Annotated in this window: 18 protein-coding genes and 2 pseudogenes; 9 read left to right on the forward strand and 11 right to left on the reverse strand. The window is 62.8% G+C overall.

The window, feature by feature from the left end; genetic code table 11:
- Positions 1-3 precede the first annotated feature (3 nt).
- Positions 4-459 carry a GDP-mannose mannosyl hydrolase gene (locus RJT37_RS05435; protein WP_313688439.1) on the forward strand — a complete coding sequence of 152 codons (456 nt, stop codon included), beginning with the start codon at positions 4-6 and terminating at the stop codon, positions 457-459.
- On the opposite strand, the gene RJT37_RS05440 is transcribed toward RJT37_RS05435, so the two are convergent.
- The 3 genes from RJT37_RS05440 to aglF form a co-directional block, all read right to left on the reverse strand.
- On the reverse strand, positions 456-1160 hold the full coding sequence (locus RJT37_RS05440) for a sugar phosphate nucleotidyltransferase (protein ID WP_313688441.1): 705 nt from the start codon (positions 1158-1160) through the stop codon (positions 456-458). The genes RJT37_RS05435 and RJT37_RS05440 overlap by 4 nt on opposite strands.
- Before the next feature lie 41 nt (positions 1161-1201).
- A complete protein-coding gene (locus tag RJT37_RS05445; RefSeq protein WP_313688443.1) occupies positions 1202-1738 on the reverse strand; it encodes a 2'-5' RNA ligase family protein in 537 nt (178 codons plus the stop codon).
- Positions 1739-1887: 149 nt separating this feature from the next.
- Entirely contained in the window at positions 1888-2637 is a 750-nt protein-coding gene (gene aglF, locus RJT37_RS05450; RefSeq protein ID WP_313688445.1) for a UTP--glucose-1-phosphate uridylyltransferase AglF, read from the reverse strand.
- A 286-nt stretch (positions 2638-2923) separates the two neighbouring features.
- Between aglF and RJT37_RS20510 the strand changes: the two are divergent.
- From RJT37_RS20510 to RJT37_RS05470, 4 genes and pseudogenes are all read left to right on the forward strand, one after another.
- Positions 2924-3010: pseudogene (locus RJT37_RS20510) on the forward strand (hypothetical protein); the annotation flags it as partial.
- Positions 3011-3095: 85 nt separating this feature from the next.
- Positions 3096-3356, forward strand: coding sequence for an AbrB/MazE/SpoVT family DNA-binding domain-containing protein (locus RJT37_RS05460; protein ID WP_313688448.1), 261 nt, complete (start codon positions 3096-3098; stop codon positions 3354-3356).
- A gap of 1 nt (position 3357) precedes the next feature.
- On the forward strand, positions 3358-3765 hold the full coding sequence (locus RJT37_RS05465; protein WP_313688450.1) for a hypothetical protein: 408 nt from the start codon (positions 3358-3360) through the stop codon (positions 3763-3765).
- Positions 3766-4156: 391 nt separating this feature from the next.
- Positions 4157-4852 (forward strand): hypothetical protein, encoded by a 696-nt coding sequence (locus RJT37_RS05470; RefSeq protein WP_313688452.1) that lies wholly within the window; start codon positions 4157-4159, stop codon positions 4850-4852.
- Positions 4853-4870: 18 nt separating this feature from the next.
- On the opposite strand, the gene RJT37_RS05475 is transcribed toward RJT37_RS05470, so the two are convergent.
- From RJT37_RS05475 to RJT37_RS05485, 3 genes and pseudogenes are all read right to left on the reverse strand, one after another.
- Positions 4871-5653, reverse strand: coding sequence for a hypothetical protein (locus RJT37_RS05475; RefSeq protein WP_313688454.1), 783 nt, complete (start codon positions 5651-5653; stop codon positions 4871-4873).
- Positions 5654-5828: 175 nt separating this feature from the next.
- Positions 5829-6404, reverse strand: coding sequence for a metal-dependent hydrolase (locus RJT37_RS05480; RefSeq protein WP_313688456.1), 576 nt, complete (start codon positions 6402-6404; stop codon positions 5829-5831).
- A 52-nt stretch (positions 6405-6456) separates the two neighbouring features.
- Positions 6457-6708, reverse strand: a pseudogene (locus RJT37_RS05485) (DUF1616 domain-containing protein); the annotation flags it as partial.
- Here RJT37_RS05485 and RJT37_RS05490 point away from each other — a divergent pair.
- Entirely contained in the window at positions 6694-7335 is a 642-nt protein-coding gene (locus RJT37_RS05490; RefSeq protein ID WP_313688458.1) for a hypothetical protein, read from the forward strand. The pseudogene RJT37_RS05485 and the gene RJT37_RS05490 overlap by 15 nt on opposite strands.
- Entirely contained in the window at positions 7332-7802 is a 471-nt protein-coding gene (locus tag RJT37_RS05495) for a PGF-CTERM sorting domain-containing protein (protein ID WP_313688460.1), read from the forward strand. The genes RJT37_RS05490 and RJT37_RS05495 overlap by 4 nt, the downstream gene beginning before the upstream one ends.
- A gap of 80 nt (positions 7803-7882) precedes the next feature.
- Here RJT37_RS05495 and RJT37_RS05500 read toward each other — a convergent pair whose 3' ends face one another.
- Positions 7883-8569: a DUF6663 family protein gene (locus RJT37_RS05500; RefSeq protein ID WP_313688461.1), complete on the reverse strand. Its 687-nt coding sequence runs from the start codon at positions 8567-8569 to the stop codon at positions 7883-7885.
- Positions 8566-9525, reverse strand: coding sequence for a bifunctional 2-dehydro-3-deoxygluconokinase/2-dehydro-3-deoxygalactonokinase (kdgK1, locus tag RJT37_RS05505; RefSeq protein ID WP_313688463.1), 960 nt, complete (start codon positions 9523-9525; stop codon positions 8566-8568). Before kdgK1 ends, RJT37_RS05500 begins: the two co-directional genes overlap by 4 nt.
- 137 nt (positions 9526-9662) lie before the next feature.
- Between kdgK1 and RJT37_RS05510 the strand changes: the two genes are divergently transcribed.
- On the forward strand, positions 9663-10340 hold the full coding sequence (locus RJT37_RS05510; RefSeq protein WP_313688465.1) for a haloacid dehalogenase-like hydrolase: 678 nt from the start codon (positions 9663-9665) through the stop codon (positions 10338-10340).
- Between the two features lie 9 nt (positions 10341-10349).
- Here RJT37_RS05510 and RJT37_RS05515 read toward each other — a convergent pair whose 3' ends face one another.
- Together RJT37_RS05515 and RJT37_RS05520 are read right to left on the reverse strand one after the other, a co-directional pair.
- Positions 10350-11411, reverse strand: coding sequence for a PEP/pyruvate-binding domain-containing protein (locus RJT37_RS05515; RefSeq protein WP_313688467.1), 1062 nt, complete (start codon positions 11409-11411; stop codon positions 10350-10352).
- A gap of 35 nt (positions 11412-11446) precedes the next feature.
- Positions 11447-13348, reverse strand: a complete 1902-nt coding sequence (locus RJT37_RS05520) for a PEP-utilizing enzyme (protein ID WP_313688469.1) — start codon at positions 13346-13348, stop codon at positions 11447-11449.
- Positions 13349-13515: 167 nt separating this feature from the next.
- Between RJT37_RS05520 and RJT37_RS05525 the strand changes: the two genes are divergently transcribed.
- Positions 13516-14220, forward strand: coding sequence for a metallophosphoesterase family protein (locus RJT37_RS05525; RefSeq protein WP_313688470.1), 705 nt, complete (start codon positions 13516-13518; stop codon positions 14218-14220).
- 56 nt (positions 14221-14276) lie between these two features.
- On the opposite strand, the gene RJT37_RS05530 is transcribed toward RJT37_RS05525, so the two are convergent.
- Entirely contained in the window at positions 14277-15755 is a 1479-nt protein-coding gene (locus tag RJT37_RS05530) for an aldehyde dehydrogenase family protein (RefSeq protein ID WP_313688472.1), read from the reverse strand.
- Positions 15756-15796 lie beyond the last annotated feature (41 nt).

A 15796-nucleotide genomic window follows, 5' to 3' on the forward strand; every position in this document is an offset into this window, starting at 1 on the left:
AAGATGTCAGAATCAGAAAAGCCGATACCACAGGAGCAGTGGGAAACGATCGTCGCGAACGTCCCGCTGGTCTCTGTCGATCTCGTGATCGAACACGACGGGGGCATACTGCTCGGCAAACGGGAAAACGAACCGGCGAAAGGCGAGTGGTTCGTCCCCGGCGGGACGGTTCTGAAGAACGAACGGCGCACCGAAGCCGTTCACCGCGTCGCCGACGAGGAACTCGGTGCATCAGTGGGTATCGACGAGTGCCTCGGTACCTATGAACACTTCTACGACACGTCGGAAATCGAGGGTGTCGACTCGAAACACTACCTCGCGACCGGGTATCGCTGTCACTTCGAGCAGGGCAACCCAGTTATAGCCGAGGATGAGCAACACAGCGCGCTGGAGTTGTTTCGCCCGCCGTTTGACCGTGAGTTCCATCCGTACGTCGAACGCTATCTCGACGTACTCTAGTTCTGTACAAGCCGTGCCGCTCGTTCGACGTCTGCGGGCGTATTCACGTTCACGCGCTCGCCGAGACGCACTGTCTCGATATCGTACCCCGCTCGAACCAACAGCCCGACAGCGTCGCTCAACTGGTACTCGCCCTCCGCAGACGGTTGGACGAGCGCACAGGCGTGAAAGATATCCGCAGGCAACACGTAACACCCGGTCGTCACGAGCGTCGACGGCGGGTCGTCGGGCTTCTCGACGAGGCCGGTCACGCGGTCGCCGTCGTGTTCGAGGACGCCCGTCGTCTTCGCCTCCGCTTTCGACACTTCCTCGACGGCGAGCACGCCGTCGACACCCGCTTTCTCGGCTGCGGCAACCGCTGGCGCGACACTCCCGGCGAACACGTTGTCGCCGTTCAGGAGCAAGAACAGGCCATCGAGGTGCGGTTCGGCCTGAAGCACGGCGTGCCCCAACCCGAGTTGCTCGCGTTGGTGGACGTACATAATCGGCACCCCCGCAAACGAGTCGCCGAATCGCTCGACGATCTGCGCCCCTTCGTACCCGATCACGACGACGAGTTCGTCGGCTCCTGCGTCGATAGCAGTCTCGAAGACGTGTGCCAACAACGAGCGCCCAGCGACTTCGACGAGCCCCTTCGGTCTTGTTTCGGTGCGCTCGCCGAGCCGCGTCCCACGGCCGGCCGCGGGGATGAGCGCTTGCATACGCGGTCTTGTAGCCGCGATGATCCTGAATGCATCGCCAGTTACTGGCTCGACAAGGGAACGGAGACGACTGCCTCCCACTCCGATTCCGGTCCTGTCGTCTCGACGAGTTCCACCGTCTGACACGTGATGTGGCTCGGAAGTGCCGCCATATCGACCGACTGCGCAATGTCGCGTCGGTCCGCGAGATCCATATCGCTGTAGGCGAGACTGAGATGCGGATGGTACGCTGAATTCGGTCCCCCCACCGCCTCCCGTGCCGATTGACGCAGCTCGACCAACTCCAGTGTCGGTTCCACGAGGAGGAAGACGCACTGATGCCGTGTCGTCGACCAGCGGACGCTTTCGAACGCCAGCTCCAGGGGGTCCGTCCGAGCTGCAAGTGCTCGCGTCGTCTCCTCTAGCGCTGCACGCTCGCCATCGATGCCGCCGATCACCGTCACGTGTGGCTCGAAGACCGGTGCGTCCTCGTATCCCGCAGCGAGCTCCGTGATCGTCGCTTGGAGCCGGCGGCGTCCCGAACTTCCCGCTGCGGGAACGAGCCACAGGGAGTACACGCGCGACGAACGCTCGCTCATCATCGAATACGGACCACCGACACGGAAAAGAACTACTCTGATCGGCCACTAGCCGATTGCGCGGTCTCATACTGATTACTCTCGTCGCTTCCCGCCGAGCGCCATCCCCGTTGGCGGCCCTCGGCGGTAAAAAGTGAGAGTAATCAGTATCAGTCCGTCGACTCCCCGGCCGCCTCACCGTCCTCGAACTCATCCTTCAGCCGCGCCTCTGCTTCCTCGCGATCCTCGGGATAGCCGATGTCGATCCGCCACCCGTCTAAGGGGATCGCGTCAATCGTCCGCCCGCTCTGAATCAACAGATCGATCGCCTCCGAAATCTCGTACTCCCCGCGATTCGACGGCTGCACCAGGTGACACGCGTGGAAGATCGCCGGCGTGAACGTATAGAAGCCAGTCATCACCAAATTAGACGGCGGATCCTCGGGCTTCTCTACCACGTCCGTCACCTCCCCGTACTTGTTCGTATCACACACCCCGTACCGACTCGCTTCCTCCCAGGGAACCTCCTCGACCAGGAAAGCGGCGTCGGCCCGGTCCTCGCGCTGCCGCCGAACGACGTCCGACAGATTCGCCCGGAAGATGTTGTCACCCAGGATCAGCATAAAGTCGTCGTCGATGTGCTCCTCGACAGTCAAAAGCGCGTGTGCCAGTCCTTTCTGCTCGCGCTGGTGGGCGTATGTGATCGGCACGCCCTCGTATGCATCCCCGTAGTGTTCGATGATCTTTTGCTTCAGATACCCCACGACCACGACGAGTTCGTCCGCGCCGAGCTCGACGAGCTGGTCGAAGCAGTGCGTCAAGATCGGCTGCCCGTCGACCTCGACCATCCCCTTGGGTTTGTCCTCCGTGAGCGGACGCAGTCGCGTCCCCTCGCCGGCCGCGAGTACGACGGCTTTCATTCGTATGCAAGTACTCCCCGTTATGTCTTATTACTATCCCAACCAGATCGCCCCGCGGAGCTGAATTCGACACTGAGGCTGGTTCGGACGACGAGAGAAGTGACCTGAAATCCTCGAAGTGCTCGAATGGTAAGTGAAAGTTCGATAAATGTCCCCGTGACTGAGAGCCGGATACAGTTGCGTGATCTCGTCGGGATCGTGGCCGCTGCTGCAATATCCGTCACGGATTCCCGTCTCTTGGACCCGAATCAACCGCTGATTACGACACCCGGAAACCCTCTCGCTGATGTATCTGTCCGTCATCGGCAGCGGGTACGTCGGGACGACCATCGCGGCCTGTTTCGCGGATTTCGGTCACGATGTCGCCCACGTACGACGACGTTTCTCGATTGCTCTTCTCCAGTCACGGCAGCGCACTTCCCCAAATAGATAAGGTATTACGAACGGTATTACCTACTATGAGTGAATCGACGCGCGTCACAGAGAAGGGACAGGCGACGATTCCGAAGGGTCTCCGCGAGAAATACGGTCTAGAGCCCGGTGATGAGGTTATCTGGATCGACACGGACGAGGGGATCGTCGTGAAGAAACGCACTCGAAGCAGCGGCCGCGGAATGCTCGTTCCCGATGACACCTCCCGGGAGAAGCGCGAAGCGATCGCCGACGAGTTGGCCGATCGAATTCGTGGTCGTCGGGACCGAAACTACGAGGACGCCTGAGATGGCCACGTACACCACCGATGCGGTCTCGCTTTTGGTCTATCTCGTCGATGCACTGCCACGGGAAGCCGATCGAGTGTTCGCCGAAGCCGAGGCAGGCGAAACAGTCCTCCAGGCACCGAGTACGGCACTCGCCGAAGTGCTCTATTCTGTCTCCCGAGACAAGGATGTTCGAGGGGTCACCCTCACAGGAACACCGGAAGATGCCCGACAAGCCCTCGTTGGGAATGGCCCCGTCTCGATAGCATCGGTTGCTGACGAGGAACTGATCGAGTATGCACAGGTGGGAGACCAATTCAGTATCCACGACGGCCTGATTGTCGCCAGCCATCGGGCGCGAGACACGGATGCGATTATAACGACCGATGACGTCATCGGTGACGCTGGCTACCGGACGACCTGGAAGTAAAACGCGCTTTTTTGAGGAGGAAGTTCAGCCGAAACCCGAATACGATTGGTCGCCCGTAGTGACCCACTCCCCCTATGTCGACTGTTCAAACGCTTGCGTAGGGGTACTACCGGGTTTCGAAAAGCCAATTCAGGTATCTGGGAGCAACCATCCACGAGCAATCATCAGCACCTCCTCTTGCATCCCGGTTTTTCGCCGATATCGGAAACCACTCCGGAAGAGCCGTTTCCGGGTCGACTCCTAGTATTGAGCTTCAGAACACCGATCACAGCTCATTACGGAACTCCGGAACTGCCACGCAACGGCTTATCGGTCCGCCACGCGTCGACAGCGATATGCACAGCCGAGCAACAGCCCGCAGCAGACAGCCCGCAGTCCCGAGGTAGTCACGATGGGAACGCGACTGACACACGTCCCGTTCGATATCGAGACAACGGGCTTCGAGACGACGGCGCGCGTGACCGTCGTCGGGTTCGCACTGCCCCTCGGCGCTCGAGTGTTCCTGCAGACGGGTGATCGAACCGCAGAGCAAGCGGCACTCGAAACTGCACTCGGGGACCGATTCGATACCGAAGTCAAACTCAGCACGCACAACAGCGAACACGCGGTACTCACAGCAGTCGCCGATTTCGTCGAAGAGACAGTCGCCCCGCGGGAGTACTTGCTCGTCGCGTACAACGGGGATCGGTTCAACGGCGGATTCGATCTCCCCTTCCTCCGGACGCGGTACTCACAACAGGATCTCGCGTGGCCCTTCGACGGGCTTCCGTACGCAGATATCCTACCGCTCATCCGGAACCGGTTCAATACGACCGTCGACGGCGACGAGCGGAACGACCTCGTGAGCGCCTACGAGGCCCTGACCGGCGGCGATCTCGGCGACGAAGATCCGTTCGCGGAGAGTCGCGAAGCCGTAACAGCCTTCGAGACCGGCGCCTTCGAGCCGTTGATCGCACACAACCTCGCAGACATTCTCCGAACGAAGGCGCTAGCGTCACTCGCCGAACGCTACTGCGGGAAATCGGAATTCAGTCTCAAGTCGCTCACGCCGTCGGTCCGCGATCCGAGCCTGACGTCCTCACGGTGAGTCTGACCACCAGTACGGTCACAGGAACGCTCCGCGGACGGCCGCGTACACGCTCCCGAAAACGCCGCCATACAACACGAGGCTGACCAGAGCGCCCCAGTGTAACAACGGGATCGTTCCCCCACCGAGAATGGGAATCCCGACCACAACACCACCGAGCCAGACGACACCGCCGCCACCAGCCGCAGCTGTCCCGGCTCGAAGAGGAACGCGGAGAGCTGTCTCGGAGAGGAGCCATTCGAGTCCGAGCGCCTCACAGATTCCGAAGCCGAACCCATAGAGCAAAACAAACAACCCACCGGCGAGTACGCCAGTCTCTCCGTGAAGCGCCGCAATCGCTGGCAGGAGTTGCTGGATGCTGAGACTGACTCCCAGTACGAGGGTGGCAAATCCTGCGGCGAGCAGCGTCGCACCCGCACTCGCAACCACCCTGTGGTATGGCTCCTGTACGGTGATCCCGCTATCTCGTATTCGGCCCGTCAGCCAGACGACAGCAACCGAGATGGTGAACAGGGCAATCGCAGCGAAGACACTTTCGTGGTACAACAGACGAATCGTCGTGCGGTCGAGCGTATAATGGAGTGCGAACACTTCGACCCACGCCGAGTTGTGGAACGCATACAGTGTGTCCCGACCGACGGGTGCGATGTGGTGGAAATCCGGGACAATCCCCCAGATGCCGCCGAGGGGAACTACCAAGAGAGTGTCCTCTCGATCGATATCGCCTCTGAGTGTGAACGGGATAGTGCCCGCTAACAACAGCGATGCGCCGACAAGAAAGTGCGCAATCGCGGGAGCCATTCGACTTGACGTATGAGAGGCGTCCTGAAAAACAGTCCCAGTTGCTCACCGCCGGTTGGCGACTGCGATTCCGACGGTAAGCAGATCAACAATCCCCAACAATACCCCCACAGCAAGATGGTCGCCACAGTGCCGGTGTGAACGGTGCTGCGCCACACTCGGAACACTGACGGCTTCACGAACGGTTGCGAACCCACGCGAACAGGTACCGCACCCCCGGCATCCCGTCTCCCACCCACAGCAGCGCGATTCCCACAGCCAGCAGCGCCTGCCAGACCACGGCAGGCAACTCTCCCACCAGCACCGCATCGACCGACAAGGACGACAGCGTCCCGATCAGTTTCTCCCAGTGGCCCGCAAAACTCTCCGTCGGGTAGTCGGGCGACGGCAGGATGGGCCACAGCAGAAACGACGCCCGACTGAACCGTCCAGCCAACAGCGCGCCGTAACTATCGGCCAACAGATGCGAGGCGTACCCGACGACGAACGCCTCGCGGACGTACTGATCCTCCTGATCGACGAAATACCACACGAGCGCACACAGCGGCACGGCAAACAACACCGAGTGCGCGAGCGACCGCCCCTCGGGCAGCACAAACGAGTACGCCAGCGGCTTGTCGATCAGATCAGGCAACTGCGTCGCGATCGCGAGTGCGACTGTGGCGGCCTCTCCCGGAAGGCCTCGATCGGAGAGACGCGTGAACGACGCGTACAGCAGATACCCGACAGCCGCGTGTCCCCAGGGCCACATTACTGACTCCGATTCGGGCCGTCCGCTTCAGGCTGCCGCTCCGTAGCTACAGTCACGATGCAGTCACGTTCACCCACAGATGCAGCTCCCGATAGGCGGTGTCAGCTGAGGGCTCTGCTGGCGGTGGTCCGCGATACAGGAGATACGTCAACCGGAGCCGTTCGCCGGTCATCGTCGGTGCTACCGTATGTTGGCGGTGCCACGTCTCGTTGTGTCCCAACTCCGGTTGGAACCGCCGGAGTTCCTGCTGTGTCAGCACCCTCGTCGAATTGTTCACGACCTCGACCGCTTGAATGACGACGAGTACAAGCAAGATACGGATCGGAATTCGGAGCACACGATCAAAATCGAGGAGGACGAACTCGGTCAGAATTTCGACTTACAAAACAATAGTACCTTTGAGACGTCGATTGCAAAGGTCGACGGAGTTGCAGACATCGACGATGGCGCTTCAGTAAATGGCGTTGAATTATCAGATGGGAAAGTATCACGGACGGTAGGCGCCGGTGCGATGATCGACTTCATCGCTGAAGATCTTACTACGTCCGCTCCCGACGTAGACCGTTCCGGTGCAACAACAGTACTGAATGCGTCCGTTCGCGCAGATGTGGATACCAACGGCAACAAACAGCTCACTATTGAGACCAATAGTGACTGGGAAACTGGCACCTACCGCTATGTCTATCTGGATGCCCTCGAGAACAACAAAAGCGCATTACCGCTGCAACCGGAACCGTGGGAATCGGAACCGGCGGTGGCGACGATACGGACGATACCGATGACGAAGAGGATGTCACCACTGAAGAACCCACGGAACCGGCCCGAGTTACTACTTCTCTTGGGGCTGATGGGAGTGCCACGGTCGACCTCCCCGAGACCGCTCGCGTCAGTCAAATGCAAGTGTCGGTTCCAGGTGGAAGCGGTGATGTGACCGTTGAGGAGATAAACGACCTACCCGAAGGTACTCCGGAACCGCCGGGACGCACTCGCGCCGCGACAGTCGACATCTCCGCACCCGATCCCACCGACGGAACGGCAACCGTCCAAATAAATGTCCGCCGGGCTTCGATTTCCGACGACGTGGACCCGTCCGGTCTTACGATTAATCACTACATCGATGGGGAATGGCGGGAATTCGAAACCACTGTCGATTCAACAAGTAGCGACCAGATCGTCGTAGAAGCACAGACTGACCGGTTCTCACCGTTCGCGGTGACCTACCAGCAGCAAACCGTTACTCCTGAGCCAACCACGGATACGCCCGAACCGGACACCGACACGGCAACGGCAAGGCAGACGACGACCGATACCGGAACGCCCGGCTTCGGCATCGTTGTTGCGATCATCGCGCTACTCGCTGCTGCACTACTGGCCGCCCGGCGGCGCACTGAGGACTAGCGAAGACTGACGGCCGGTCTTTTCGCTTTTCTCGACTTGGAGCCTGCGTGAGAAGCTTCCGAACGCTCCACTACCAGCTTTCAATTGCCGTACGTCGATCGAATCGTCTCGGCGAGCATCCCGTCGCGCCGGAACACGACGTAGACTACCAGAAACGGCTCGTCTGCGGGACGGAGCACGAACACGGCGCGCGGTTGCTCGCGTTCCGGCGGGAGCGACTCCGCCTCGTCGACCCGGCGGACGAGCGGATCGAGCGGCGTGACGCCGGTCCGAAACTCCTCGAAGAGGTCGCGGGCGCCGGCCTGCTTCGCGAAGACGTACAGCGCGCCGTTGGGGTCCCCGTCGGTGCTCTTGGTGACGCGGCTGTTCATCCCCTCGTTTTCGGCCTCCGCGAGCATCCACGTCTCCTTTGCAGCCTCGAAGATGCCGGTCACGCCGTCGTAGAACTCGAAGGTCGTCTCGGCGACGATATCGGCTGTCTCGAATCGCGGCTCGCCGTCGGGCCACGACAGCGTCACATCGACGAGCGCGCCGGCGTGGAAGTCGTCGATCGTCTCTGCCAACCCGCCGCTGTATCCGGTCGTGTCGACGTACACGGGTGCGAACGCCTCTTCGGCGTCGGTTTCGCTGCTGTCCGCGCCTCCGGGACTGTCACCGTCGACTCCCGTATCGCCGCCCTCCACCGACACCAACAGGAGTTCTGCCGGATCGCGCGGCCGACCAAGGACGCGGTAGCGACCGCTCGTCGTGGGCGTCGTCGACGTCATCGGGAGATCTCGGCCCCGCTGTTCTCGATGACTGCCTCGACCTCCGCGGGGGTGATGACCGCCATATCGCCGGCCATCGTGCGCTTCAGCGCCGCCGCCGCGGCCCCGTGAGCGAGTCCGTCCTGGACGGTGCCCCCGTCCAACCGCTTCGCCAGGTAGCCGCCGACGAACGCGTCGCCCGTCCCGATGGCGTCGCACGTGTCGGCGTCGTACGTCGCCTGCTCGAATATCTCGCCGTCGTTGACGGCCACGGACCCGTTTTCCCCGCGGGTGAGCACGACCGTCCGGAAGTCGAAGTCGCGCAGGAGGCCGTTGGCCACCTCGATCGGGTCGCCCTCTCGACCGAGACAGGTCGCGGCGTCGCGCTCGGCAGCGACGAGGATGTCGACGTGCGGAAACAGCGACTCGTACGCCTCGCCGGCCGCGGCCGGCGACCACAGCTTCGAGCGGTAGTTCAGATCGAAAGCGGTGGTCGCACCCGCCTGCCCGGCCGCCCGCAGGAGCGCCTCCGTCGTTTCGGCGAGCGTCGACGACAGCGCGGGCGTGATCCCGCTGGTGTAGAAGACCGACGTAGACTGGAGCACGCTCGCGGGCAACTCCGACGGCCTCGCGGTCGTCACCGACGCGTCCGCGCGATCGTAAATCGCCTCCGTCGCGCGCGGTTCGCTGCCGTGTTCGAGGTAGTACGTGCCGACCCGTGCGTCCTCGCGGTCGTCCCACGTGACTTCCGTCCTGACCCCGTGGCTCCGTAGTTCGGCAGTGATCCGTCGTCCGAGCGGGGAGTCGGGGAGTTTCGAGAGCCACACCGCCTCACAGCCGAGCCGTGACGCCGCGACGGCGACGTTGCTCTCGGCGCCGCCCGCGTGCACATCGAGCGTCCGGGCCCGTTCGAGGCGGTCACCCCGCGGCGGCGAGAACCGGAGCATCGTCTCGCCGAAGGTTACGATGTCTGTCATACTCTCTCGTTCTGCAAGCCGACATATAAGTCCGGAGGTCAGCTTACGGGGACACGAGGAAAACTCGACCGCGGGACTACCGCTGGTCGAGAACGAAACCTACCGTATATACCCCGCTGCACCGTACCGTGACGAAGATGGCCGAGACAACCTACGAACTCGTCGTCTTCGACGGGGACGAGACCCTCATCGCCGGCGACATCATCAGCGCACTCGCCGAGCACGTCGGTATCGCCGCGGAGGTTGAGGGGATGAAGGCGGACGTCTGGGAGAGCGATGTCGACCCGATGGCGGTGCTCGCGGAACGCATTTTCCCCCAGTTCGAGGGCGTCTCGATGGCGACGCTCGATCGGCTCGTGCGGTCGCTCCCCTTCGCGCCCGGCGCCGAAGCCGTCGCGCGCAACGTCACCTGTCAGACGGCGATCTTCACCGCGCTGTCCCCGCTCGCTAGCCACGTCGCAGCCGAACTCGATCTCGACTGGGAACGCGCGAACACCCCGGTCGCCGCCGCCGCTGCCCTCACGGGCGAACTCCGCGGCGAGATCATCAACCACGGGAAAGGCCCCGTGCTCGACGATCTCGTGGCCGAACTCGGCATCGACCACGAGCAGGTCATCGCCATCGGCGATGGCCCGCACGACGAGCCGCTGTTCTCCCGTGCGGGCTTTTCCATCGGTCTCGATCCGAAGCCGGCGGTTCGGGACGTTCCGGACGTCGTCATCGACGAGCAGGACTTCTTCCGCACCGTTCCGTACCTGCGGGAGCGGGGCGTCCTCGACGCCGAGGCGATCGACGATCGCTTCGCCGAGTGCTAACAATTCGGGTTACAGCCGATCGAGAATCCGGTCGGCCGCACTCGCTTCGGTGTTCGTTTCGGTCCGCCGCTCCTGGTCGTTCCAGGAGGTCTCGGGACGGCTCTGGAGGATGTAGAACCGCGTTTCGTCGCCCTCCGCTTCGATCGCCCACTCGATGTCCTGGGGCTGATCGTAGTGGCCCTCGATTGCCTTCGCGAGGTCGGTCAGTTTGATGATCTCGTCGGCGGTCAAGGAGGGGACATCACGCTTGTCGTCGTCGACGGAGACTTCCTCCGTGCCCGCGTCGGTCGGCACCGTCATAATATCCTTCTTCCCAACGTTGCGGTCGACAATCTTGTAGACGGGCTTGTCGACGAGGAAGCTATCCGGGGTTACCTCCCCGCTGACGACGGCCTCGCCGAGCCCCCAGTTGGACTCGATGCGGACCTTCGATTGGTCGCCGTTCGAGGGGTTCAGCGTGAACATCACGCCGGAGGTCCGCGCGTCGACCATCTTCTGGATGCCGACGCTGATGAGAACCTCGTCGTGATCGAACCCGTGTTCCTCGCGGTAGGTGATTGCCCGCGCGGTGAACAGGCTGGCCATACACTCCTTCGTCCGCTGTTTCACCGACTCGAAGTCGGAGACGTTGAGGTAGGTGTCCTGCTGGCCGGCGAAGCTGGCGTCCGGCAGGTCCTCGGCCGTCGCCGAGGACCGGACCGCCACCTGCAGGTCCGCCGTCTCCGTCTCCGACTGGAGGCGCTCCCAGGCCGAGCGCAGTTCCGCCGAGAGAAACTCGGGGAACTCGGCGGTCTCGATGTGCTCGCGGACGTCCTCGCTTGCGGCGGCGACAGCGCTGTCGTCGTCGGTATCGACCGTCGAGAGTCGCTCCCGGATGTACTCGGTCAGCGACTGCGTTTCGAGAAACGCCTCGTAGAAATCCGTCGTGACGGCGAACCCGGGCGGAACCTCGACCTCCTCGCCGGCTTCCATCAGTTCGCCCAACGAGGCGTTCTTCCCGCCGACGAGGTCGACGCTTTCTTTGGTGCAGTCCGGCGACGCGAAATGTAGCGTGCACGTAGGCTCGGTCATCGTGTAGTAATGATCGTGAATGTCGTATTTAGCGGTTACTCCGCCCGTTCGAGGATCTCGACCTCGCCGGTCTCCCCGTCGAGGCGGATCAGATCGCCGGTTTCGATGATCGACGTCGCGTGACCGGTGCCGGTCACGGCCGGGAGACCGTACTCGCGGCACACGATCGCCGCGTGACTCGTGATCCCGCCGTCGTCCGTCACCGCCCCCTTGGCGCGCGGGAACACCGGCGCCCACGCGGGGTTCGTCAGCGGTGCGACGAGCACCTCGCCCTCCTGTAGTTTGTCGATGTCGCTGGAATCTTCGATCACGCGGGCGGGGCCCTCGACCCGGCCGGACGAGGAACCGAACCCATCGAGGTTCGTCTCGTCGCCATCGTCGGATTCGATGTCGAGCCAGTTTTCGACCTTCTCGGTGGTGATCCCCCACAGCATCTGCATCAGCGGATCGGTGACCTCCTCCGGCGGTTCGCCCAGCGCGGGCGAGGGTTCCCACTCCTTGGCGGCCTCGAAGATCTGCCGGCGCTCCGTGGCGCGGTCCTGCCAGCGCTCGGAGACGAACGCGTCCTCGCCGAGCGCCCACGTCTCACACGCCTCTTCGAGCAGTTCCGCGACCTCGAACCGGTTGAACAGGAAGATGTCCTCTCTGTCGGCCAACAGCCCGTGGTTGACGAGGAGTTCACCGAACTCCCGCATCTTGCGGAAGATGATCGTGTGGAGCCAGTTTTCGATCCAGAACTGGTGGTTCTCGGCGTACTCGTAGACGCTCATACAGGTCTCGTAGGCGTGATCGAACTCCGCGCGCTCCTCGGGGCTCAGATACTGCCGGTACTCGTCGACGATCTCGTCGCGCTCGGCCTGCAGCCCCGCGAAGTCGCGGCCGAGTTCCTCGCCGGATTCCAGCCGGTCGATCTTCGACTCCAGATGGTCGAACGGGGCTTCGAGGTCCTCGATCCACGAGCCCTTGTAGCTGTGGAACCCGTCGCCGTACGTCATATAGAACCAGGGATCTTTGACATCGTCGAACCGGTCGATAAACTCTGTTCCCGCCTCGGTCTCTCGGAGCCGTTCGATCTTCTCCTCGGGGGAGCCGTCGGACGTCAGGACGCCGGTGATGTCTTCGCCGAGGTCGACTGCCAACTCGGCCAGTTCGTTGAGTTCCTGATCGGGCCGGAACACGTCGGCCTCGACGGCCGAGACCATCTTCCCGATCGCGTCGTCGGAGATGTCCGGGAAGAGTTCGCGGCTGGTCTCAGTGAACTGCATGTACGCCAGGTAGGCGAGATACAGGAACTCGAAGTGTCGCTGCCACCCCTCCAGTGCGAGTTCGGTCAGTCGGTTGTAGTTCCGCACGACGTCGAGAGTCGACTGGCTCTGTCCCTTCCCTTCGGTGATCACGTTGTCGGGGACGTAATCGGGGAGTTCCGCCGGGACGTCGAGGTCGTCGATCTCCCGGCCGATCTCTTTGACTGCGGGCAGCCAGACGCCGTTGTACAGGGCCTCGTAGTTCTCGTAGTAGTACTCGCTCCGCTCTTTGAAGATCTTCCCGCGCTCTTCGAGCAGCTCTTCGTCTTCGACGTTGATGCCTGTGAAGTACGCGTACCCGGCGACGACGCGGATGTCGACCGACATCGACGGCGGGATCGCGAACACGCGGCTGGTGTTTTGCGCCATCGCGATCTGCCACGCCTGCGCGCTGATCGTCATATCCCACGGCAAAAGCGGCTCCGTGGTGTCTTTCTTGTCCCAGAACCAGAACCGATCCCGCTCGTATGCGGTTCGGTCGTCGGTGAGTTCGAACTGGAAGTACTCGGGGTACATCTCCTCCCAACCGTCCAGTTCCGCGGGCAGGTCCAGCTCCCCAGCGTGGGGGAAGCGCGTCCGCGCTTCCTCGGTCTCTCCGGCCGCTGGTGTCTGCGCACTCTGATCAGATCCCATGGGAATAGTCACCGCGACACAGCTATTTATAACTAACGAAGGTTAGATTGATATTGTAATCTAATAACCGACTTAAGGAAACTATTGTATTCTATTAATCGCGAACTGAAGGGATAAATCACGTTTGAGGGGGTAGTTTGATTATACCGTAATTGCAATGGGGTGTTATGCTAGTCGGACTCATCAGCGACGTTCACGCCAACCGACCCGCCCTCGACGCCGTCCTCGATGCGATGCCCGCCGTCGACGCCCTCGTGCACGCGGGCGACGTCGTCGGTTACGGGCCGTTTCCCGGCGACGTCATCGAGCGCTTCCGGGCCGAAGATATCGTCTCGATCCAGGGCAACCACGACCGCGCGGTCCTGGGTGACTTCCACGACAACTTCCACGAGATCCCGAAGGCGGCCGCCCAGTGGACGACCGAGCGACTGACCGACGAGGAACTCGCGTATCTTGACGACCTCCCGGTCGAACGCGAACTGGCCGACGGCCGTCTCAAGGTGGTCCACGGCGCCCCCGACAAGCCCAACACCTACACTTACCCCGAGGACTTCTCGGCAGACCTGCTCGGCGAGGAGTCGGTGTTGGCTGTCGGGCACACGCACCTCCAGGCGAAAGCCCGCTTCGACGCGGGCGTCGTCGTCAACCCCGGAAGCGTCGGTCTTCCCCGGGACGGCGACTGGCGGGCGGCCTACGCCGTGGTCGATCTCGACGCCGGGACGGTCGACCTGCGGCGGGTCGAGTACCCCCGTGAGGATACCCAGGACGCACTCGCTGCCCACGACCTCCCCGAGGTACTGATCGACGGGCTCGAACACGGGGAGTTGGTCTTCGGCCGCGCGAAACGGTCAGTGAGCGACTCGGTCGAGTAGACTGTTTGCTGCCGTCTCCCTCCACGAGCGGGCCGTGCCGCTGTGTTCCTGTCCGATCAGAACGGGTAGTCCCGCGGCTGGTGCTGGATCGACGTCCACTTGGTCTCGGTGAGTTCGTCGATGATCCACTGGCCGTTGTACCGGCCCATCCCGGAGGCCTTCATCCCGCCGAACGGCACGTGCGGTTCGTTGTTGATCGGCTGGTCGTTGATGTGGACCATCCCGGCGTCGATCCGGTCGGCGACGTCGCGAGCGCGCTCGATCCGCTCGGAATGCACTGACGCTGCGAGCCCGTACTCGGTGTCGTTTGCGAGTTCGACCGCCTCCTCGTCGCTGCCGAACGGCACGACCGGCGCGACCGGCCCGAAGTGTTCGTTGCAGGCGGCCGCCATATCGTTCGACATATCCGAGAGCACCGTCGGTTCGACGAACAGCCCGTCTGCGTCGCCGCCGCGTTCGAGCGTCGCGCCGTCCGCGACCGACTGCTCGACGTACGACAGCATCGAGTCCCGCTCCTCCTCGTTGATGATCGGCCCGACGACCGTCTCCTCGTCGAGCGGGTCGCCGACGCGCAGTTCCGCGGCCCGGTCGACCAGCCGCGTCACGTACTCGTCGTAGAGCGACTCGTGGACCAGGTGGCGGTTGATCGAGATACAGATCTGGCCCTGGTGCATGAACGAGCCGAAGATCCCGGCGTCGACCGCCCGCTCGACGTCTGCGTCGTCGAGGACGACGTGAGGGTTGTTGCCCCCGAGTTCCATCGCGGGGAACGAAAGCGTCTCGGCCGCGTTGCGGGCGACACGCCGCCCCACCGACGTCGATCCGGTGAACGCCACCGCCGATAGTTCGGGATGGGACGCGACCCGGTCGCCGATCTCGGATCCGTGGCCCGTCACCACGTTCAGGACGCCGTCGGGGAGCCCGGCCTCTTCGAACAGTTTCGCGATGAGGAGACCGCCGGTGATCGGCGTCTCCGTCGCGGGCTTGAGGACGACGCTGTTGCCGAGCGCGATCGCGGGTGCAACCGCCCGCAGGGACAGCTGAAACGGGAAGTTCCACGGCGAGATCACGCCGACGACGCCGACGGGCTCCCGCTTGACGATGTTTTCCTTGCCCGCCACCTTCGATTGGCTGTGACTCCCCGTCATCCGGAACGGGTACGTCGCGACGTCGTGCATCATCTCGCCGGTCGAGGTGAACTCCCGCGACGCCTTCGGGCGGGCGCTGCCGGACTCGATCGCCAGAAGCTCTGTCAGTTCCGCGTGGTGGCCGTCGATGAGATGCTGGACCTCCCGGATGATCTCTCCGCGCTCCTGCGGCAGGACGTCCTGCCACGCTTCCTGAGCCCGGGCGGCCGTCTCGTAGGCCTCGTCGACGTCGTCGGTCGTCCCGGCCGGCACCTCGGCGACGACTTCCCGGGTAGCGGGGTTCTCGACGGGGATCGACTCCCGCGTCCCCGACCGCCACTCGCCGTCGATGTACAGGCTGTTCCAGTCCGCCGCGATCGAAAGGTCGCTCGAATACGTCTGTGTCATACTCTCAATTTTCTTCGGTGATTTCCGCGTCGATACTTCGC

It is taken from the genome of Halobellus marinus (genome assembly GCF_032113415.1).
GTDB classification, from domain to species: Archaea; Halobacteriota; Halobacteria; order Halobacteriales; family Haloferacaceae; genus Haloquadratum; species Haloquadratum marinus.